At 62.9% G+C, this 19,142-nt stretch carries 19 protein-coding genes and 1 tRNA gene; 13 read left to right on the top strand and 7 right to left on the bottom strand.

Annotated elements, in window-relative coordinates; genetic code table 11:
- Positions 1 to 6 precede the first annotated feature (6 nt).
- The 5 genes from alaS (at position 7) to CKO42_RS07700 (ending at position 4,975) form a co-directional block, all read left to right on the top strand.
- Positions 7 to 2,613, top strand: a complete 2,607-nt coding sequence (gene alaS, locus CKO42_RS07720) for an alanine--tRNA ligase (RefSeq protein WP_200241488.1) — start codon at positions 7 to 9, stop codon at positions 2,611 to 2,613.
- Positions 2,614 to 2,771: 158 nt separating this feature from the next.
- A complete protein-coding gene (locus CKO42_RS07715; RefSeq protein WP_200241486.1) occupies positions 2,772 to 3,992 on the top strand; it encodes an aspartate kinase in 1,221 nt (406 codons plus the stop codon).
- A gap of 180 nt (positions 3,993 to 4,172) precedes the next feature.
- Positions 4,173 to 4,391 carry a carbon storage regulator CsrA gene (csrA, locus tag CKO42_RS07710; RefSeq protein ID WP_200241484.1) on the top strand — a complete coding sequence of 73 codons (219 nt, stop codon included), beginning with the start codon at positions 4,173 to 4,175 and terminating at the stop codon, positions 4,389 to 4,391.
- A 150-nt stretch (positions 4,392 to 4,541) separates the two neighbouring features.
- Positions 4,542 to 4,632 (top strand) — tRNA-Ser (locus CKO42_RS07705).
- A 106-nt stretch (positions 4,633 to 4,738) separates the two neighbouring features.
- The gene (locus CKO42_RS07700; protein ID WP_242479205.1) at positions 4,739 to 4,975 is read left to right on the top strand and encodes a UPF0175 family protein; all 237 of its coding nucleotides are present in this window, start codon (positions 4,739 to 4,741) and stop codon (positions 4,973 to 4,975) included.
- Between the two features lie 21 nt (positions 4,976 to 4,996).
- Here the strand turns inward: CKO42_RS07700 and CKO42_RS07695 are convergent, their stop codons facing one another.
- The 3 genes from CKO42_RS07695 to CKO42_RS07685 all read right to left on the bottom strand — a co-directional run bounded on the left by CKO42_RS07695 (position 4,997) and on the right by CKO42_RS07685 (position 7,542).
- Entirely contained in the window at positions 4,997 to 5,722 is a 726-nt protein-coding gene (locus CKO42_RS07695; protein ID WP_200241481.1) for a gamma-glutamyl-gamma-aminobutyrate hydrolase family protein, read from the bottom strand.
- Positions 5,695 to 6,714 (bottom strand): amidoligase family protein, encoded by a 1,020-nt coding sequence (locus CKO42_RS07690; RefSeq protein WP_200241478.1) that lies wholly within the window; start codon positions 6,712 to 6,714, stop codon positions 5,695 to 5,697. The genes CKO42_RS07695 and CKO42_RS07690 overlap by 28 nt, the downstream gene beginning before the upstream one ends.
- Positions 6,715 to 6,780: 66 nt before the next feature.
- Complete coding sequence (locus CKO42_RS07685; protein ID WP_200241475.1) at positions 6,781 to 7,542, bottom strand: 4'-phosphopantetheinyl transferase family protein; 762 nt, start codon at positions 7,540 to 7,542, stop codon at positions 6,781 to 6,783.
- A 130-nt stretch (positions 7,543 to 7,672) separates the two neighbouring features.
- Here CKO42_RS07685 and CKO42_RS07680 point away from each other — a divergent pair, with 130 nt between their 5' ends.
- The 3 genes from CKO42_RS07680 to CKO42_RS07670 all read left to right on the top strand — a co-directional run bounded on the left by CKO42_RS07680 (position 7,673) and on the right by CKO42_RS07670 (position 10,560).
- Entirely contained in the window at positions 7,673 to 8,902 is a 1,230-nt protein-coding gene (locus CKO42_RS07680; RefSeq protein WP_200241459.1) for a bifunctional alpha/beta hydrolase/OsmC family protein, read from the top strand.
- A gap of 76 nt (positions 8,903 to 8,978) precedes the next feature.
- Entirely contained in the window at positions 8,979 to 9,695 is a 717-nt protein-coding gene (locus CKO42_RS07675; RefSeq protein ID WP_200241456.1) for a VWA domain-containing protein, read from the top strand.
- Positions 9,696 to 9,714: 19 nt separating this feature from the next.
- A complete protein-coding gene (locus CKO42_RS07670; protein ID WP_200241453.1) occupies positions 9,715 to 10,560 on the top strand; it encodes a J domain-containing protein in 846 nt (281 codons plus the stop codon).
- A gap of 125 nt (positions 10,561 to 10,685) precedes the next feature.
- On the opposite strand, the gene CKO42_RS07665 is transcribed toward CKO42_RS07670, so the two are convergent.
- From CKO42_RS07665 to CKO42_RS07655, 3 genes are all read right to left on the bottom strand, one after another.
- Complete coding sequence (locus tag CKO42_RS07665) at positions 10,686 to 11,714, bottom strand: peptidoglycan -binding protein (protein WP_200241450.1); 1,029 nt, start codon at positions 11,712 to 11,714, stop codon at positions 10,686 to 10,688.
- A 93-nt stretch (positions 11,715 to 11,807) separates the two neighbouring features.
- Positions 11,808 to 12,716: a flagellar motor protein MotA gene (locus CKO42_RS07660; protein ID WP_242479204.1), complete on the bottom strand. Its 909-nt coding sequence runs from the start codon at positions 12,714 to 12,716 to the stop codon at positions 11,808 to 11,810.
- A gap of 30 nt (positions 12,717 to 12,746) precedes the next feature.
- Positions 12,747 to 14,066 carry a TRZ/ATZ family hydrolase gene (locus tag CKO42_RS07655; protein WP_200241447.1) on the bottom strand — a complete coding sequence of 440 codons (1,320 nt, stop codon included), beginning with the start codon at positions 14,064 to 14,066 and terminating at the stop codon, positions 12,747 to 12,749.
- 133 nt (positions 14,067 to 14,199) lie between these two features.
- On the opposite strand from CKO42_RS07655, the gene mtnA reads away from it, so the two are divergent.
- The 5 genes from mtnA to CKO42_RS07630 all read left to right on the top strand — a co-directional run bounded on the left by mtnA (position 14,200) and on the right by CKO42_RS07630 (position 18,305).
- Positions 14,200 to 15,258, top strand: a complete 1,059-nt coding sequence (mtnA, locus tag CKO42_RS07650) for an S-methyl-5-thioribose-1-phosphate isomerase (RefSeq protein ID WP_200241444.1) — start codon at positions 14,200 to 14,202, stop codon at positions 15,256 to 15,258.
- Between the two features lie 176 nt (positions 15,259 to 15,434).
- A complete protein-coding gene (pgsA, locus tag CKO42_RS07645; protein ID WP_200241807.1) occupies positions 15,435 to 16,010 on the top strand; it encodes a CDP-diacylglycerol--glycerol-3-phosphate 3-phosphatidyltransferase in 576 nt (191 codons plus the stop codon).
- Between the two features lie 88 nt (positions 16,011 to 16,098).
- On the top strand, positions 16,099 to 16,407 hold the full coding sequence (locus tag CKO42_RS07640; protein ID WP_200241442.1) for a hypothetical protein: 309 nt from the start codon (positions 16,099 to 16,101) through the stop codon (positions 16,405 to 16,407).
- A 3-nt stretch (positions 16,408 to 16,410) separates the two neighbouring features.
- Complete coding sequence (locus CKO42_RS07635; protein ID WP_274608892.1) at positions 16,411 to 18,075, top strand: DegT/DnrJ/EryC1/StrS family aminotransferase; 1,665 nt, start codon at positions 16,411 to 16,413, stop codon at positions 18,073 to 18,075.
- Between the two features lie 11 nt (positions 18,076 to 18,086).
- Positions 18,087 to 18,305 (top strand): SHOCT domain-containing protein, encoded by a 219-nt coding sequence (locus CKO42_RS07630; RefSeq protein WP_200241439.1) that lies wholly within the window; start codon positions 18,087 to 18,089, stop codon positions 18,303 to 18,305.
- Between the two features lie 217 nt (positions 18,306 to 18,522).
- Here the strand turns inward: CKO42_RS07630 and CKO42_RS07625 are convergent, their stop codons facing one another.
- Complete coding sequence (locus CKO42_RS07625; RefSeq protein ID WP_200241436.1) at positions 18,523 to 19,122, bottom strand: hypothetical protein; 600 nt, start codon at positions 19,120 to 19,122, stop codon at positions 18,523 to 18,525.
- Positions 19,123 to 19,142: the final 20 nt, after the last annotated feature.

The raw sequence follows: 19,142 nt of genomic DNA, 5'->3' as shown, positions 1-19,142 counted from the left end.
CGATCTATGAAGAGCAGTGCCGAGCTTCGTCAGGCCTTTCTCGATTTTTTCGCCGAGCGCGACCACACCCCGGTCGAGAGCAGCCCGCTGGTGCCTGGGAACGACCCGACCTTACTGTTTACCAATGCCGGCATGGTGCAGTTCAAGGACGTCTTCCTCGGCCGCGAAAAGCGCTCCTACAGTCGGGCTGTCAGCTCCCAGCGCTGTGTGCGCGCCGGCGGTAAACACAATGATCTGGAGAACGTCGGCTACACCGCCCGCCATCACACCTTCTTCGAGATGCTCGGCAACTTCAGCTTCGGCGACTACTTCAAGCGCGAGGCGATCGGCTTTGCCTGGGAGCTCTTGACCAAGACGCTCGAGATGCCGGCCGATCGGCTTTGGATCACGGTTTACACCGATGACGACGAAGCGGCCCGCATCTGGCTCGACGAGATCGGCGCCGACCCGGCGCGCTTCTCGCGCTGCGGTGAGAAAGACAACTTCTGGTCCATGGGCGAAACCGGACCCTGCGGCCCTTGCTCTGAGATCTTCTACGACCATGGCCCGGAGATCCCAGGCGGTCCGCCCGGCTCGCCAGACGAAGACGGCGATCGCTACGTCGAGATCTGGAACCTGGTTTTCATGCAGTTCGATCGCGATGCCAACGGCGAGCTGCATCCGTTGCCGCGCCCCTCGGTCGACACCGGGATGGGGCTCGAGCGGCTGGCCGCAGTGATGCAGGACGTGCACAGCAACTACGAGATCGACCTCTTTCAGGCGCTGATCCGCGCCGCCTCCGAGGTCACCGGCTGTGCCGATCTCGGCAACAAATCGCTACGCGTGATTGCCGACCATATTCGTTCGGCCGCCTTCCTGATCATCGATGGGGTCACGCCCGGTAACGAAGGTCGTGGCTATGTGCAGCGGCGGATTATTCGTCGGGCCATTCGTCACGGCTATCAGTTGGGGCAGACGGCGCCGTTCTTCTGGCGCCTAGTCGAGCCGCTCGTCGAACAGATGGGCGATGCCTATCCAGAGCTGCGTGAGCGGCGCGCCCATGTCGAGCGTGTCTTGCGCACCGAGGAGGAGCGTTTCGCCGATACCCTAGAGCAGGGGCTCCGGATCTTCGATGAGATCGCCGCCCAGTTGGAAGGCACCGAGATCCCCGGCGAGGCGGTCTTCCGCCTGTACGACACCTATGGCTTCCCGGCTGATCTGACTGCGGATATCGCCCGTGAGCGCGCCCTGACCCTCGACATGGCCGGTTTCGAGCGAGCCATGTCAGCGCAGAAGGAGCGCGCGCGGGCGGCCAGCCAGTTCGGGGCTGGCGCTGTGATTCAGCTCGACATCGAGGGTGAGACCGATTTCACCGGCTATGAGGGCCTTGTCGATCAGGCCACGGTCATCATCTGCTACCAGGATGGTGAGCCGCAGGATCACATCAAGGCTGGACAAGAAGCACTGCTGGTGCTCGACGTGACGCCGTTCTATGCCGAGTCCGGCGGCCAGGTTGGCGACCGCGGCACCTTAACCACAGAGACCGCGCGCTTCGAGGTCCAGGATACCCAGAAGCAGGGCGGGGTCATCTGCCATATTGGGCGCTTGCTCGAGGGCGAGCTGACGGTGGGTGATCGCGTCGATGCCCGCGTCGACCGTGCACGGCGGCGCGCGATCGCGCTCCATCACTCCGCGACGCATCTGTTGCATGCGGCATTGCGCCAGATCTTGGGCGACCATGTGCAGCAACGCGGCTCGCTCGTCGGGCCCGAGCGGCTGCGCTTCGACTTCACCCATTTCGAGCCCGTGACGCGCGAGCAACTGCGCGAGATCGAGCGGCTGGTGAATCGCGAGGTGCGCGAGAACCATACGGTCGAGACCCGCATCATGGGGCTCGAGGATGCCAAGGCCTCGGGGGCCATGGCCTTGTTCGGCGAGAAATACGCTGAGCAGGTGCGGGTGCTGCGGATGGGGGATTTCTCGACCGAGCTCTGCGGTGGCACCCATGTGCGTGCGGTCGGGGATATCGGGCTGTTCAAGATCGTCTCCGAGACCGGTATCAGTGCCGGTGTTCGACGCATCGAGGCGGTTGCCGGTGATGTCGCGCTGAGCTGGGTCGAGGAAGAAGAGGAGCGACTGGCGCGCATCGCTGCCCTTGTAAAGGGTGCCGCGACCGACGCCGACGACAAGGTTGCCTCGCTGGTCGAGCGCTCGCGCCGGCTAGAGAAAGAGCTGGAGCAGATCAAGGCCAAGCTCGCGAGCGCGGCCGGCAGCGAGCTGACCGACGCGGTGATCGAGATCGATGGGGTGAAGGTGCTCGCGGCGCGGCTCGATGGTGTCGATGCAAAGTCACTGCGCGACACGCTTGATCAGCTGAAGAACAAGCTCGGCTCTGGGATCGTCTTGCTCGCCACTGAGAGTGACGGTAAGGTCAACCTGATCGCCGGCGTGACCAAGGATCTTGTCGCCCGGTTCAAGGCTGGCGACCTGGTCAAGGCGGCCGCTGAGAAGGTCGGTGGACGCGGCGGTGGCAGACCTGATATGGCGCAGGCCGGTGGTACTGATCCTGCGGGTATCCCCGCCGCACTGGACCTGGTCGGCAGCTGGGTGAAAGAGCGGGCATCCGCAGCTTAAGCGGTTTCTGTGAACGCTCATGCCGCCTTAGTCAAAGTGTCTATCAAAGTGTCTATCAACGTCTTGCCGATTTGCGGACCGCTGTTTGGCGATCATCGGGAAGTAGAAAATGGACAGCAACTTAGTCCAATTGCAGCAGTGAGGGCGCGAGTCGATCGATGTCGTTAATCGTTCAAAAATATGGTGGCACCTCGGTGGGCTCGGTGGAGCGCATCCAGGCCGTCGCCGAGCGCGTGAAGCGCACGCGAGACCAGGGTCATCAGGTGGTCGTCGTCGTTTCAGCGATGTCTGGCGAGACCGATCGTTTGATCGGGCTGGCGCGTGCCATCCAGCCGCAGCCAGTGCCGCGCGAGCTGGACGTGCTGATCTCCACCGGTGAGCAGGTGACGATCGCGTTGCTGTCCATGGCGCTGGAGGCTGCCGGTTGTCCTGCCCGCTCATACACCGGCTCACAGGTGCAGATTCGGACCGATAGCGCCCATAACAAGGCGCGGATTAGCGATATCGACGGCGCGCGCGTCTGCAGCGATCTCGACGCCGGTCGGGTGGTGGTGGTCGCGGGTTTCCAGGGCATCGATCGCGAGGGCAATATCACCACGCTCGGTAGGGGTGGCTCCGATACCTCCGCGGTCGCGATGGCTGCTGCGCTCAAGGCCGACGAATGCCAGATCTATACCGATGTCGATGGGGTCTACACCACCGATCCACGCATCGAGCCGCGCGCGCGCAAGCTCGACCGCATCACCTTCGAGGAGATGCTCGAGATGGCGAGCCTGGGCTCGAAGGTGTTGCAGATACGCGCGGTTGAGTTCGCCGGTAAGTACCAAGTCCCTTTGCGTGTGCTCTCAAGCTTCCATGATGGGGAGGGCACACTGATCAGCCTCGAGGAGGAGAACGTGGAAGACGCCAAGATCGCCGGCATTGCCTTCGCCAAGGATGAAGCGAAACTCACCGTGCTGGGGGTGCCGGATCAGCCGGGTATTGCATACAAGATACTTGGCCCGATCTCTGCTGCTAACGTGGAAGTCGATATGATCGTGCAGAACGTCGGCTCTGACGGGGCAACGACGGACTTCACCTTCACCGTCAACCGCAACGACTACGAGACTGCCCTACGGGTGTTGAAGGAGACGGCTGAGCAACTCTCGGCGCGCGAGGTCACCGGCGATCAAAAGATCGTAAAGTTGAGTCTGGTCGGCGTTGGCATGCGCTCCCATGCGGGTATTGCCAGCCGCATGTTCGAGGCCTTAGCCCACGAAGGCATCAACATCCGCATGATCTCGACCTCTGAGATCAAGATCTCAGTGGTGATCGACGAGAAATATCTCGAACTCGGTGTCCGTGCCTTGCATGATGCCTTTGGGCTCGACAAACCCTAGGGTAACTATTGATGCATTGCACTAGGGCCTACTGCTAAACTCTGTTCTTGAGTGGCTTGGCCCAGGCACCCGCAACAGCGGAGCCCGGGTTCAAGGCATTGGTAATCAGGCTGCGAGACCTAAAGATACGAAAGGGAACCGCGGCTCGGCTTTAAAAAAGGACATAAAGGATAGACCGCTATGTTGATACTGACCCGCCGCGTTGGCGAAACTCTGATGATCGGCGATGAAGTAACCGTCACGGTGCTCGGCGTCAAAGGTAATCAGGTTCGCATTGGTGTGAATGCTCCGCGCGAGGTTGCAGTGCATCGCGAAGAGATCTACGAACGGATCAAGCGCGAACAGGCTCAAGGTATCCCTGAGCAGCATGTCGCAGACGATCGAGGACTCGACGACTAGTCGAGTTCTGCAGTTCGCCTAAGACATCCGGGTGGCACGCCGGCCTGCATCAGGCCTAGATGATCAGGGCGGTTCCAGTGCCCTGAAGCATCAGCAACGCCACCCAAATCAACGCAAACACGCTAAACTTTGCTACAATCCACCCTGTCCGGAGAGATGGCCGAGTGGCTGAAGGCGCTCCCCTGCTAAGGGAGTATGGGTTAATAGCTCATCGAGGGTTCGAATCCCTCTCTCTCCGCCAATACTGCGGATAAATTGTAGTAGATTCAATAGATTATAATTTAGCCCGATCTGGCCCCCCGCTTGGCCATCGTTAATCTACCGATTTTTCGGTCCTATCCTCAACCTTGACCATCGAGCTCCCCCTCGCCGGGCTGCCCTCAGCTGCCGAAATGCCGGCTAACTTTGCCGACGAAGCGCGTTTTTTGCTCGCCGTTAAGCTCTTTGAGCAAGGCCGCATCTCATCGGGAAAAGCCGGCCGACTGTGCGGTATGGGGCGCGTTGAGTTTTTGCTGGCAGCGAGTCGTTCAGGCGTACCAGTGGTCGATTTACAGGGCGATGACCTGGTCACCGAGTTCGCCTGATGCTTGCCGAGCGTGCTGTGATCAATGCTGGCCCTTTGGTTGCGCTGTCTCTAATAGGGTGTTTCTGAGTCGAGCGGCGGCGACGAGGCTGTTGAAGAGCTGGCGTTGGCCGCGGTTGTAGAGAAGGAATTCCGGGTGCCATTGGACGCCGCGAACGCAGTGACGTAGGGGGGCCTCTATCGCTTGGATGATGCCGTCGAGGTCGCGGCCGGCGATGATCAGGCCTTCGCCCAGGCGGTCAATGCCTTGATTGTGTAGGCTGTTGATACGGGCGCGGTCGCTACTCATCAGGCGCTGCAGTTCGGTTCCGGGCTCGATGCAGAGGGTCTTGAGGGGAAAGATGGTCCAGCGGTTGGAGGTGTGCTTGCGGCGTGAGCGTAGCTCTTGGAAGAGGTTTCCTCCGAGGCGCACATTGAGCAGCTGGGCGCCGCGGCAGATGCCGAGCACAGGCAGGCCGCGCTCGAGTGCACGATCGATGACGGCCGATTCGAGCGCGTCGCGTTCTGGATCGTATTTCGGCGTCACCTCGGGGGCGGCGGCATAGAGTACTGGGTCGACGTCATGGCCACCCGTGATCACGATCCCATCAGCTGTATCTTGGATCTCCGACTTTGGGTTTGCCGGCGTGAGCAATGTGGTGCGCGCACCGGCGAGGCGCAAGGCAAGCTGAACCAGGAGCTTGGGCGCGTGCGAGCCACGCGTTGGGCCGGTGACGGCAATTAAAGGAGTCCGTTGTCGCTGAGCCATTGTTGGCAGGTCTGTTTCCAATCGCCGGTCAGGCGCTCGAAAGGGTTGCTGAGATAGGCGCTGTAGGCGGCGCAGAGCTGATCGAGTCGTGCCGGTTCTGCAGCCAGCTGCTCGACGACAAGCCAATCTTGCCAAGGTCTATTGAGATCCCAGTCGGGCTGATCGATCTCGCTATTGGGCAGTCGATAGTGCAAGGCAGGTCGTGCTTTGACCCGCTCGTCTTGGACCTGCGCACGCACCCGCGCCTCATCGAGGTGGGTAAAGAGGGGTAGCATGTCGAGCGCACGATTGCGGGTTGGGTTGGCATCGAGGTAGTCGTCGATCAACTGCGCGCGATTGGGCGAGTAGCCGGGCGCGACCGCGGTGCGCACATAGCCCTTCGGGAAAGGGTCGGCGAAGAAGGTGAGCCGCCGGGTCAGATCGACCTTGGCGCGCTCGCGCAGCCAGTCTTCGATGCAGAGGAAGGCCTGCAGATACTGGCGGATGCAGTCGACGTCGGTGGCCGGCATCTCAGGATTGAGCTGCATGCCGAAGGCGTAGGTAGGGTCATCGGCGGTGCCGCGTGCTCCAGCGGCGCGCAGACGCTCGATGATGAGGTTGAACTCGGCCAGCCGCGAGAGCGGTAGCGGTGGGCTGATGACCTCGACTGGCACGATGCGCTCGGCGACCAGGCGCAGCAGATCTTCGGCGAGTCCTTCGACCGCACCGCCGAGGTCGTCCTCGTTGCGCTCACGCCGCCCGAGCGCTTTCAGGTAGGCGAAGTCGAGCTCGATCTCCCAGTCGCCAGCGGGGTCACCGCGCAGTGCGACCTCGTAGCGCCCGGGATGCAGCATTTCTCCACCATCGGCGCCGAAGAGCGTCTCTTGCACCAGATCCGCGGTTTCGCTGAGCGTCAGTCCGCTGAGTTCGATCTCGACCCCGACGCGCCGTTCATGGCCGGCGCTGGTGTTGACCAGCGGTGGCATCGCGAGCTTATTTGTGGTTATCAGCATGGACACCCCTGGTGCGTCATCTGAATTCGGGTCTTCAATGTGAGTCATGATGCAGCATGATGCAGCCTAAGGTGCCTTGGCATCCGCTGCAACCCGAGGCATGGCGACCAGCGTCGCGATGGCTGGATTGATGTCATCCAGGAATTGCGCTGCCCGCACCTGTGCTTGGAGTGGCTGTGGCAAACCGGGCGCGCCCGAGCAAAGCGCGAGTCCATAGCCGGTCAGGGCTGGGTAGGAGCGCAGGAACCAGCGTTGCCCGCGATGGTCGATTTCAATCTCAGCATGGTCTTCGGCGATGGCGCAGAAGCTGCTGAGGCCACCGGCGATGCCTTCGCCGGTGGCCTTGAGCAGGCTCTCTTTGCGGCTCCAGAGGGCGACGAAGCGGTGTCTGCGCTCTGCGTTATCGAAACGGGCCAGCCACTGCTGTTCTTCGACCGTGAAGAAGCGCTTGGCGATGGCATCCCAGTCTCTGGTCGGGCGCACCTGCTCGACATCGACGCCAACCGGAGATGTACCGAGCGCGAGGGCGACAAACTGCCCTGAGTGTGAGAGGTTGAAGTGGAGCTGAGGATCGGCCGGGTAAAAGGGCTTTCCGGTCGGGCCGCGCTCGATATGGATCTGCGCTAAAGGCTGTGCGCGCTGATGGCTGATCAGGAGACGCGGCAGCAGTGCCGCGGCGAGGCTGCGGTAGCGGTCGGCATCGCGTCGATAGCGCAGGATGCGGGATTGCTCCTCAGCCGGCAGCTGCTCTAGCAGCCCCGCCTGAGCCGCGCCCCAGGGCTCAAGTGCTAACTCGACGACTAGGAGTCCAGTTTGGATTGTTGCCATGCGTACCGCCGACGTCTGAACCGGGCTTGGCGCGAGTCCCGAGCCAGATAGCATACTATCGGCAGATGAACGTCCAGGGCCATCTGTTCCGTCATCTGTTCCGCCCCTGATTTGAGTACGAGGCAAGGCTATGGCACGCATCCGGTTCGATTTTAAGAACCCCGAGGACCACCGGCTCGCGGGACTGCTGGAGACGCCGCCAGCGGGCGTCGAGACGCAGCGCTATGCGTTGTTTGCGCATTGCTTCACCTGCGGTAAGGATCTCGCGGCGGCAACCCGGATCGCCCGTGCCCTGGCGGCGCGCGGCATCGCGGTGCTGCGTTTCGATTTCACTGGTCTCGGCAATAGCGATGGCGACTTCGCCAACACCAGTTTTTCGTCGAATGTCCAGGATCTGCTCGCCGCCGCGGCGGCGCTTGAGGCTGAATACTCGTCGCCAGCGCTGCTCATCGGCCATAGTCTGGGCGGCGCCGCCGTGCTCGCCGCGGCGGGGCGCCTGCCGTCGGTCGAGGCGGTGGTGACGATCGCCGCGCCGGCGACGCCGGATCATATCGAGCACCTGTTCAGCGGTGTGCGCGGCGAGATGGAGTCGACCGGCGAGGCCGAGGTGCGGGTGGGTCGACGCCGGTTTCGCATCCGTCGCCAGTTCCTCGACGACCTCAAGCAGTATGCCGATGCGGAGCATATCCGCCGGCTGAAGCGCCCGCTGTTGGTGTTCCATTCGCCCGTCGATGAGATCGTTGAGGTTGAGGAAGCGGCAAAGATCTACCACGCGGCGCTGCATCCGAAGAGCTTCATCTCGCTCGATCGGGCCGACCATCTGTTGACCGATCGGGAGGATTCCGAATACGTCGCTGAGACGCTGGTGGCCTGGGCGAGCCGTTATCTGGGGCTGCATCGCCATCATGAGGAGGCCGGCGGTGGCACTGCACCCGCCGTGGAGCCCGGCGAGGTGCTGGTGACCGAGCGCGACCAGTCCTTTCTGCGTGGGCTCTATGCGGCGCGGCATCAGTTGCTGGCGGACGAGCCGGAGTCGGCCGGCGGCACGGATCTGGGGCCAAACCCGTATGAGCTGCTGCTGATGGCCTTAGGGGCCTGTACCTCGATGACGCTGCGCATGGTGGCGAGCCGGAAACGTCTGGCACTTGATGATATTGAGGTGCGGCTTCGGCATCAGGAGCGTCCGGCCGCAGAGGGCGCTCGGCAGGGTCCGCAGCAGATAGTGCAGCGGATCACGCTGGTCGGAGCGCTCAGCGAGCAGGAACGTGCGCTGCTGCTGGAGATCGCCGATCGCTGCCCGGTGCATCGGACGCTCGTGCATTCGCAGCTGCAGATCGTCACCGAGGGCGATGAGCCCTGATGTCCGACCCATTGACCGTCGATTTACCCCCAATTGACCCTCAATCTAACTCAATCTCACCGAACAGCTGAGGACGATGAAACGCTCGCGAACAGACCTAGAAACGACGTCGAACCGGAACGAGGTTGATGCCTTCCTGGCGCATGTGGCGGCGGTGCCCAAGCGAGCGCCGTCGGGTTCGCGCGGGCGGCTGATCTTTTCAATGGACGCGACCGCGAGCCGCGAGCCGAGCTGGGATCAGGCCGCCAGTTTGCAGGCGGCGATGTTCCAGGAGACGAACGACTTGGGTGGGCTGGACGTGCAGCTGGTCCATTACCGGGGGTTTCAGGAGCTGCACGCCTCGCCTTGGTGCAGTCGTGCCGATCAGCTCTTGCCACGGATGACGTCGGTGCGCTGCGCGGCTGGCATCACCCAGATCGGTCGCGTGCTGGATCACGCCATCGCTGAAACCGAGCGCAAGCGCGTCAATGCGTTGGTCTTCGTCGGTGATTGCGTCGAAGAGCCGCTTGATAGCCTGGCCGGGTTGGCGGGTCAGCTCGGCCTGCTTGGTGTGCCAGCCTTCGTGTTCCAAGAAGGGCGCGACCCGACCGCCGAGCGTGCGTTAAAGGAGATTGCGCGCCTCAGTGGTGGCGCCTGGTGTCCGTTCGACGCCTCGAGCCCAGGCACACTGAAGGACCTTCTCAGTGCGGTGGCGGTCTATGCCGCTGGCGGCCGCAAGGCGCTGGCTGACTTTGGTCGCCGGCGCGGCGGTGATGTACTGCGACTGACCCAGCAGCTGAGAGGCAGTAAATGATGATGGTGGAGTCTGAGCAATGGCGCGGCTGCTGATCCTGCTGATCGTCATTGGCGGTCTGTTAGGGGGTCTCTACTGGTTTAGCCGCACACCAGCGACGCAGGTTGCGCGGGTGCTGCGCCGCGTCGCGCTCTGGGGTGGCATTGGGCTGCTCGTGATCGCCACCCTCAGCGGGCGCCTGAACCCGATCTTTGCGGCGCTGGCCGCGGCGATTCCAGTCGGCTTTCGCATCCTCAATCTGCTGCACATGCTGCCGATGCTGCAACGGCTGCTGCGCTCGCTTGGGCTCAGTGGCCTAGCGGGCAGTATCCCGAGTGGCGGACTCGGTGGTGGACTTGGCGGCGGTCTCGGTGGCGCGGCAGGCGCCGGCGGCAAGAGCGAACAGCGCTCCGCCATCCGCACCCGCTATCTGGCGATGAGCCTCGATCACGAGAGCGGCGCGATGGATGGCGAGGTGCGCGAAGGTCCGTTCCAGGGCCGGCAGCTCTCTGAGCTGGTCCTCGACCAACTGTTGCGCATGCTCGAGCTCTATCAGGACAACGATGAGCAGTCAGCGGCGGTGCTGACGGCCTATTTGGAGCGCGAGCACCCAGATTGGCGTGAGCAGGCTGCCGAGGGCGGTGCGGATTGGAATGGGGATGCTCGCGATGGGCGCAAGGCGTCCGGCTCGGGCGGGCAGGGCATGACGCGCGACGATGCCTTAGCCATTCTTGGTCTTGACGCGGGCGGCGGGGCCGAGCCCGAGCCTGAGCAGATTCGCGCCGCGCATCGTCGCCTGATGCAAAAGCTGCATCCGGATCGTGGCGGCTCTGATTATCTGGCAGCCCAGATCAATGCTGCTAAGACGCTGCTGCTAGGCGATTGAGCATGCTCGCCCATCCGCTCAAAGCATGGCTGCTCGCCGACTGAGCCCGCTCGACCATCCGTTCAACGCGATGCCGCTCGACAACTTCAGGTGATCGACACCCAAGGTGAGCGCGCGGCTTCTGGTCAAGGACTGGTGAGCTTGATCTCGATACGCCGGTTGCGTCGATAGGCCGTGGCATCATCGCCGACAACGGCGGGGCGATGCTCGCCGAAGCCGGCCGCGACCATGCGCTCGGGCGGTAGGCCACGGCTGGCGAGGAACTCGACCACCGACAGCGCGCGCGCGGTCGAGAGCTCCCAGTTCGAGGCGTAGCGGTGTCCCTCGCGCAGCGGCTGCGGGTCGGTGTGGCCGTCGATGCGCAGCACCCAGTCGATCTCGTCGGGGATCAGCTTGGCCACCTCGAGCAAGGTCTCGGCAAGCTGCTCGAGCTGCGCGCGACCGGCCGGATTCAGAGCTGCTTCGCCGGACGGGAACAGCAGCTCGGACTGGAACACGAAGCGATCCCCGGTGATGCGCACATCGGGAGTCTCGCCCAGCGCCTCCTTCACGCGACCGAAGAACTCCGAGCGGTAGCGCTCGAGTTCGTTGACCTGTCGCGCGAGCGCTAGGTTCAGGCGCTCGCCGAGATCGGTGATCTCCTCGGCCTGCTCGGCTTTGTCGCGCTCGGCAGCCGCTAAGGCCCCGGCGACCTCCTGCAGCTGGGTGCGCAAGGCGGCGATCTGCAGATTGAGCAGGGCGACCTGATCGCGCTGCTCGGCGGTCAATTCCTGTTCTTGCGCGAGCGCCTCTTGCTGCGAAGCGACCAGCGCATCCAGCGCCAGCAGACGCAGCTGGTCCTGATCGCGGGCCGCGGCCAGGCTGTCGCGCTCGTCGGTGACCTCGGCTAGCTGCTCCGAGAACAGGGCCACCTGTGCGTTCAGCGCCTCGGCGCGCTCTTCGCTGAGGCCTAGGGCCTCGCTGACCTCAGCGAGACGGTTGCTGAGCAGATCCAGTGCGAATTCCTGATCCGAGACCACCTGGCGGAGCAGGAACTGCGCCAGCGTGAAGATCAGTAGCACGAAGATCACCACCATCAATAACGCCGAGAGCGCGTCGACATAGCCTGGCCAGACGTTGACGGTGCGGGAGCTGCGGCGGATTCCGGTGAACACTGGGTTTTGAGTGGTGAGTGGTGAGTGGTGAGTGGTTAGTGGTTAGTGGTTAGTGGTTAGTGGTTAGTGGTGAGTGGTGAGTGGTGAGTTGGGTCAGCGCTTGTGGGTGGCGGTCACCCCTGCGGTCGCATCGGGAGCTGGCGCTCGTGAGCCAGTCTGGGCGAGGAGTAGGGCTTCGAGGACTTGCCGCTGGGCGCGGAGTTCGTCGAGTAGGGCGGCTGTGTCGGTGTTGGTTGTTGCTAGGCTTGCGGTGCTCGTTTCGACCACGCGTGATTGTGGGCGGGAAGCGGCACCGCCCATCTCGGGCTCGTCGATCAGCTGGGTGAGGCCGGAGAGCCATTCTTCGAGGTCGTTGAAGAAGCGATTCTGCGCGTGTCCGGCTTGTAGGTCTAGGAAGCCGAGGATCAGCGAGCCGCCGAGCCCGAACAGCGAGGAGCTGAAGGCGGTGCCCATGCCGGCCAGCGGTGCTTCGAGTCCGGTCTTCAGGGTGGCGAAGACCTCGTCGACGGCGCCGCCGGAGACATCTAGCCCGGCGATGACTTGGCCGACCGAGCCGACGGTATCCAGCAAGCCCCAGAAGGTGCCGAGTAGACCGAGGAAGATCAGCAGCCCGATCACATAGCGTGAGATCTCGCGCGACTCGTCGAGTCGCGAGCGGATGCCGTCGAGGACGGTGCGCAGCGACAGCGCCGAGAGCCGGAAGCGATCCTTGCGCCGCCCGTGCAGATGGCGGGCCAACGGTTTCATCAGCCGCGGATGTTCTTCCAGCAGTTCGATATTGCCGGTGCGGAAATGCCTGATCCAGGCGATCTCGGGATGCAGTGCCAAGACCTGCTGCAGGTTGATGATGAGGCCGATCGCGAGTACACCGAGGATCAGGCTATTGAAGCCCCAGTTGGCGAGAAAGGCGTCTTGGAGCGGCACGAAGAGAACGGCGACCAAGGCGCCGACCAGCGCCAGGTAGACTGCCATCCAGAAGAGTGAATGATTTGGATTACTCATGGTTCGGGGCGAGCTTTTCCGGCAATCGCCCTAGCTGCTGTGCTCCGCGATGCGATCGCGCCAGCGTTGGGCGGCGGTGAGGATGTTGTCCGGCTCTAGGGTCAGGGGCTCGCCGTCGCGGATCAGCTGGCGGCCCGCGATCCAGACGTGCTGGACCTGGTTGCTGCTGGCGGCGTAGACCATTTGTGAGCAGGCATGGTAGAGCGGTTGCGTATGTGGGTTGCCAAGGTCGACCGCGACCATATCCGCCGCCTTGCCCACCTCCAGCGAGCCGGTCTCGTCGTCGATCCCGAGCGCCTTGGCACCGTTCAGGGTGGCCATGCGTAAGGCGGTTTCGGCGGGTACCGCAGCAGCAGAACCGGCGACCCCTTTCGCCAGCAGCGCTGCCGTTCGCATCTCCGCGAGCAGATTGAGGTCGTTGTTGCTGGCTGCGCCGTCGGTGCCGAGGGCGACATTCACGCCCGCATCCAAAAGGTCCGCGACCCGGCAGAAGCCACTTGCCAGCTTCAGATTCGATTCGGGGCAGTGCACCACATGCGCGCCGCTCGCGGCCACGCGGGCGATCTCTTCGTCCTCGAGCTGCGTCATGTGCACGGCAATCAGCTGCGGCCCCAGGAGGCCGAGGCGATCCAGTCGCGCCAGCGGCCGCTCGCCGTGCGTGCCGAGCGATTGCATCACCTCATCGCGTGTCTCATGCAGATGCATGTGCACCTGCACCTCAAGCTCATCGCTCAGGGTGCGGATGCGCGCGAGCGGCTCCTCTGAGACCGCATAGGTCGAATGCGGCGCGAACGCGATGCGTGCCAGTGGGTGGTCGTGGTATTGCTCATATAGCTCGAGGCCGCGTCGCAAATACTCATCGGCGTCCTGCGCATAGCGGGTGGGCAAGTCGACCACGATCATCCCGGCCAGCACGCGCATCCCGGCCTCGGCGGTGATCCGCGCCGTAACCTCGGGGTAGAAATACATGTCGTTGAAACAGGTGATTCCGCCGCGCAGCATCTCCAGCACCGCGAGCCGGGTGCCATCGGCGACGAATTCGGTATCCACCCAGCGACCCTCGGCGGGCCAGATGTGCTCATGCAGCCAGGTCATCAGCGGCAGATCGTCGGCGAGACCGCGCAACAGCGTCATGGCAGCGTGGGTGTGGGCGTTGATCAGGCCGGGGATGAGGGCATGGCCGGGTAGCTCGAGCACGCGCTTGGCTTCGATCTGTTGCTCCGCCTCGCTGCGCGGCAGGAGTGCGCTGATGCGCCCGCGATCGATACAGAGGCTATGCCGCTCCAGTGTGCTATCCGCCGCATCCACTGGCAGAATCCAGTCGGCATGAATCAGGAGCTCGGCTTGCATGAAGGGGTCCTCGGCATGTTGCCACTTGAGCGAAGGGCCAAAAAGGCCAAGAATGCACGAGAACTTTGCCACAAGGGATCGCGTCATGGAAACGTCCCAAGCTAAAACGCCCCAAGCTATACCGTCCCAAACGATGAAGCCGCATGCACTGGTTGCCCATCCAGACAACGCCATCGTCTGGCATGAGGACCAGCTGTTCCTGCTCGACCAACGCGCACTGCCTGCCGAAACGCGGTTCGTAGTCTGCGAGAATGCCGCCGAAACCGCCCGTGCAATCAAAGACATGGTGGTGCGGGGTGCGCCCGCGATCGGGGTGACGGCCGCCTACGGGGTGGTGCTCTCGGTGCGCGATCATTTCCAGCGCAGCCCGGCCGACTGGCGTCCCGGCGTTGACCAGGATCTGAAGGTGCTCGCTGCGGCGCGGCCTACCGCCATCAATCTGTTCTGGGCACTTGAGCGCATGCGTGAGCTGCTCGATCAGCTCGACCAGCTCGATCCGGTGCCGGCGCTGTTGATCGAAGCGCTGCGTATTCATCGCGAAGACGTCGCGGCGAATCAGGCGATGGGCGACCTGGGTGCGGCGCTGATCGAGGGCCCCACCGACGTCATCACCCATTGCAACGCTGGCGCCCTGGCCACTGGCGGCTATGGCACCGCGCTCGGCGTGGTGCGCAGTGCCTATGCCGCGGGCAAGCTCGGACGCGTCTACGCTGACGAGACCCGCCCGTGGCTGCAGGGCTCGCGGCTGACGGCCTGGGAGCTTGACCAATCCGGCATCCCGGTGACGGTGCAGGCGGACAACGTCGCCGCGAGCCTGATGGCGCGCGGTGGGATCGGCTGGGTCATCGTCGGCTCCGATCGCATTGCCGCCAACGGTGATGTCTGCAATAAGATCGGCACCTATGGGCTCGCCGTGCTGGCCCGCTATCACGGTGTGCGCTTCATGGTGGCCGCACCGACCTCGACCATCGATCTGAGCGTCGCGCGCGGTGCCGACATCCCGATCGAGGAGCGGGCCGCCGATGAGGTGCTCAGTTGTGGCGGAACTCGTGTCGGCCCCGAGGCCGTGGGCGCGCATAACCCGGTGTTCGATGTCACGCCGGCCGAGTTGGTCGATGTGATCGTCACTGAGCGTGGGGTGATCGAGCAGCCAACTGCGGAGAAGTTGGCTGCCTTGATGGCGCAGCGGTAATCGATTGCTGCCAATCGATCACATCCTACCAATCGGTCGCGTCCTACCAATACAGTCATGTGCGGCCGGTCAATCGATAAATCGCGGCGACAAATGGCTGTGAGTCAAGCAAGATCGGTTGTTCTGTGCATCAGCGAGTCAGCCTAGCGGTGAAGTCTGTGAGCCAAAACACCAGCCTGTGGAACATTCCGAACATCCTGACGCTGCTGCGGATCGCGCTGATCCCGGTGTTCGTGGTGGTGTTCTATCTGCCGGTGCCCTGGGCGCGCCTGGTCTGCGCGCTGATCTTCACGGTTGCTGCCATCACCGATTGGCTCGATGGCTACCTCGCGCGGCGCTGGAGCCAGACCTCGCCGCTCGGTGCCTTCCTAGACCCCGTTGCCGATAAGCTGATGGTGGCCGTCGCCCTGGTGCTCTTGGTGCAGGCCGAGGCCAGCATCCTGTTTGTGCTGCCTGCCGCCGTCATCATTGGCCGAGAGATCACCGTCTCCGCGCTGCGTGAGTGGATGGCCGAGATCGGCGCCCGGGCCAAGGTCAAGGTGTCGATGGCCGGTAAGGTGAAGACCACGCTGCAGATGATCTCGATCGTCTTGCTCATCCTCGGCAGCCCGTTCCTCGGCATACCGATCTACTGGCCCGCCGTGGTCTTGCTCTACATCGCCGCGCTCCTCACGCTCTGGTCGATGATCCTCTACCTGCGCGCGGCCTGGCCGAGTCTCACCAATACCGAGAAAGACCAGTATGCCGACTGATCAAAAACCAGCAAAAACCGGAACAGAACACCATTTGCGCTGATCATCAGGCAAGAACCGGAACAGACCAGGATTGACGCTGACCATCATGCAAGTTGAAGCCATCTATCGCCAAGGCAGACTCGAATTTCTGACGCCGTTGAGGCTCAAGCAAGACCCGTTGCGGGTGGTCGTCGAGGTGCCTGACGAAGCGATTGACGCGGCGATTCGCACTGAGGTGAGCACTGGGGGGCTCGCCGGCAACCTGCCATCTGAGGTTGTCGCGCACGCCAGAGCCAAGCGCGAAATGCTCGACGCCATTCGCAACGCGCCACCGCCACCAGACGATGAGCTGCCCGCGATGAGTGACAAGCAATGCGAGCGTCTCGAAGCCCTAGCGTTGCGAGAGGACCGCTGAGTGATGGACTTGCTGTTGGATGTGAATGTCGCAGTCGATAGCTGTGTCGGACGAAAGCCATGGTGTGAATCGGTCGATCTGGCCATCGCCAAGTGTCTGGCCGAGGGCGGTCGGCTTTGGCTCTATGCCGGCAGCGTGCAGACGCTCGATTATGTGGTCAGACGAGCACTGCAGCGAGCCCGGTCGCCCGCAGCGAAGCCGCTGTCTGCCAAGCAGCTTGCACATCAATCAAAATCCCTTCTAAAGGTCTTTGCGGAAGACAAGCACTGGCTGGCCGCGCTCGCGGGGGAAGGGCCCGTTTTCGACAGTCCCGATCCAGAGGATGAGCAACTGCTTCACGCGCTCGACCGATTTGCGCCCGGCTCGATCAAGTTACTCACGCGCGATGAGGTGCTTCTGAAAGACCATCGCGACCGCTGTGTTTCGCCCGAGGCTTTCTGCCAGCAACCAGCCACTCAGACCGGCATGGGTTTTATCGATCTGAAGACCCAGCAGGACGCCCTGCGTCCGCAGTTGGAGCAAGGTATCCACCGCGTCCTTCATCACGGTCAATACATCTTGGGCCCCGAGGTGACTGAGCTGGAGCAGCGCCTGGCGGCCTATACCGGCGCGCAGCATTGCATCACCGCGGCCAGCGGCACCGATGCGCTGCTGATCAGCCTGATGGCGCTGGGCATTGGGCCGGGCGATGAGGTGATTACAACGCCGTTCACCTTCGTCGCGACGGTTGAGGTGATCGTGCTGGTGGGCGCGACGCCGGTCTTCGTCGACATCGAGCCGGGGACCTGTAACATCAACGCCGCACTGATCGAAGCCAAGATCAGCGACAACACCAAGGCCATCATGCCCGTGAGTCTCTACGGGCAACCGGCGGATATGGATGAGATCAACGCCATCGCCGCCCGCCATGGCCACCTGCCGGTCATCGAAGACGCGGCCCAGAGCTTTGGCGCGGAATACAAAGGCCACAAGAGCGGCAACCTGAGCACCATCGGCTGCACCAGCTTCTTCCCCAGCAAGCCGCTTGGTGGCTACGGCGATGGCGGTGCCATCTTCACCAGCGACGATGCCCTCGCGCAAGCCTGCCGCGAGATCCGTGTGCATGGCCAGAGCGCGCGCTACATCCATGGGCGCATCGGCATCGGCGGGCGCATGGATAGCCTGCAATGCGCGGTCGTGCTCGCCAACCTCGAGCGCTTCGAGCAAGACATCGCCCAACGCCAAGCCGTCGCGCGCCGCTATCATGCGCTGATCCAGAAGAAAACTGGCGGGAAAACCGACGATAAAGCCCACGAGGCAACAGGCCCAGGCCAGGTTTTCACAGGCAGGAAAGCCGCGACCGCCGAGGCGATCACCGTGCTGCCCTGGCCAGCGCCAGATCGCACCAGCGTCTTCGCCCAATACAGTCTGCGGGTCCAGCACCGCGATGACGTTCAAGCGAAACTCAAAGCGGCGGGCGTGCCGACGGCCGTGCACTATCCGATGCCGATGAATCAGCAGCCAGCGTATGCGCATCTCTGCTGCCCGGAGTGCACACCGGTTGCTGCGGCCACTGCTGAGCAGATCATGAGTCTGCCGATGCATCCGCATCTGACCGAGGTCGAGCAACGGCGTATTGTCGATGCGCTCGTTGCTACCGAGGGAACAACTCGATTGGAAACCGATTAGGAGCCCGAGCGATGCCTACGACTGTTATTCGCCGCTGTGCGATCTGCATCTTGCTGACATTGAGCCTCGCAGCATGTGGCGGGGGCGGCGCCAAGACAAACGTCAGCGCGACCAGCACCACGATGGGTCAAGAGTTGATGGACCTGAATGCCAGCTATGAGCAGGGCCTGATCAGCGCTCAAGAATACAAGCGCGCGAAGAAAGATATCCTGCACAAGTACGATCAATGACCCTGATGTCTATTCGGGGGAGAGGGGAAACAGGGAGCTTATTGATCGCCTCAACAGCCGCGGGGCTCTGATCGGCATCCTTGGGCTAGGCTATGTCGATCTGCCGCTGATGTTGCGTTTTAGTGAGGTCGACTATCGTGTGCTGGGGCTGGATATCGATATAACCTTACATATGAATCCGCTCGCAAGGCCAAGGCCCTGCGAGCGGCCTCTGTGTCTAGACGCGGATACCGCGCGCCGAGAGTTGGCGACGAACGATGGGGTCAGTTCGGTTCTTCGAGGTCGCGGCCTTCATGAAGACCACCAGGCGATCGATGTCGCGGATGGCCCCGAGTAGGTTCTCGTCGGTCGCGTACAGCCTGCCCAGCGATTCAAACGAGAGATCCATCAAGTGCTCGTCGGCGCGTGCAATGCCGACGGCATAGGCGATGCAGCAAGCGAGACCCGGTTGGCGTGCATGCAGGCGCCCGGCGAAACGCCGCCAAGAATCGATCCATCCATCCCACTCGAGCTGCGAGACGTTGAAGCGGCTGGTGCGCAGGAACAGGCTGATGCGCACAAACTCGGCGCGCCAGTCCCAGTGGCTGGCTCCCGATAGCTCGCGCAGACGGTCGACGACACGGCCGTGATATTTTTGGCAGTGATCGCACTGATAGTAGATGGCCAGTGCGTAGGCGATATACTCGCGCTCGAGTTCGCTCAAGGTGAACGGATCGGACTCGCCGGGTACGCCGGTGAGGGTGTGGGCATGGAGTTCGTTCAGGACATCGTTGAACGGATGCCCCTGAATAGATTCTCGAACGGCTTGGACGGCCATGTTGTGCTCCTGAGGATTGG

The organism is Lamprobacter modestohalophilus (assembly GCF_016583905.1).
GTDB classification, from domain to species: domain Bacteria; phylum Pseudomonadota; class Gammaproteobacteria; order Chromatiales; family Chromatiaceae; genus Lamprobacter; species Lamprobacter modestohalophilus.
Note: the sequence above shows the minus strand (reverse complement) of the source record. Positions and strands in the feature narration are given on the sequence as shown.

Excerpts from the sequence above, each read along its gene's own strand:
- alaS (WP_200241488.1), top strand. The coding sequence starts at position 7 with ATGAAGAGCAGTGCCGAGCTTCGTCAGGCCTTTCTCGATTTTTTCGCC.
- CKO42_RS07715 (WP_200241486.1), top strand. The coding sequence starts at position 2,772 with ATGTCGTTAATCGTTCAAAAATATGGTGGCACCTCGGTGGGCTCGGTG.
- csrA (WP_200241484.1), top strand. The coding sequence starts at position 4,173 with ATGTTGATACTGACCCGCCGCGTTGGCGAAACTCTGATGATCGGCGAT.
- CKO42_RS07695 (WP_200241481.1), bottom strand. The coding sequence starts at position 5,722 with ATGGCTCAGCGACAACGGACTCCTTTAATTGCCGTCACCGGCCCAACG.
- CKO42_RS07690 (WP_200241478.1), bottom strand. The coding sequence starts at position 6,714 with ATGCTGATAACCACAAATAAGCTCGCGATGCCACCGCTGGTCAACACC.
- CKO42_RS07685 (WP_200241475.1), bottom strand. The coding sequence starts at position 7,542 with ATGGCAACAATCCAAACTGGACTCCTAGTCGTCGAGTTAGCACTTGAG.
- CKO42_RS07680 (WP_200241459.1), top strand. The coding sequence starts at position 7,673 with ATGGCACGCATCCGGTTCGATTTTAAGAACCCCGAGGACCACCGGCTC.
- CKO42_RS07675 (WP_200241456.1), top strand. The coding sequence starts at position 8,979 with ATGAAACGCTCGCGAACAGACCTAGAAACGACGTCGAACCGGAACGAG.
- CKO42_RS07670 (WP_200241453.1), top strand. The coding sequence starts at position 9,715 with ATGGCGCGGCTGCTGATCCTGCTGATCGTCATTGGCGGTCTGTTAGGG.
- CKO42_RS07660 (WP_242479204.1), bottom strand. The coding sequence starts at position 12,716 with ATGAGTAATCCAAATCATTCACTCTTCTGGATGGCAGTCTACCTGGCG.
- CKO42_RS07655 (WP_200241447.1), bottom strand. The coding sequence starts at position 14,066 with ATGCAAGCCGAGCTCCTGATTCATGCCGACTGGATTCTGCCAGTGGAT.
- mtnA (WP_200241444.1), top strand. The coding sequence starts at position 14,200 with ATGAAGCCGCATGCACTGGTTGCCCATCCAGACAACGCCATCGTCTGG.
- CKO42_RS07640 (WP_200241442.1), top strand. The coding sequence starts at position 16,099 with ATGCAAGTTGAAGCCATCTATCGCCAAGGCAGACTCGAATTTCTGACG.
- CKO42_RS07635 (WP_274608892.1), top strand. The coding sequence starts at position 16,411 with ATGGACTTGCTGTTGGATGTGAATGTCGCAGTCGATAGCTGTGTCGGA.
- CKO42_RS07630 (WP_200241439.1), top strand. The coding sequence starts at position 18,087 with ATGCCTACGACTGTTATTCGCCGCTGTGCGATCTGCATCTTGCTGACA.
- CKO42_RS07625 (WP_200241436.1), bottom strand. The coding sequence starts at position 19,122 with ATGGCCGTCCAAGCCGTTCGAGAATCTATTCAGGGGCATCCGTTCAAC.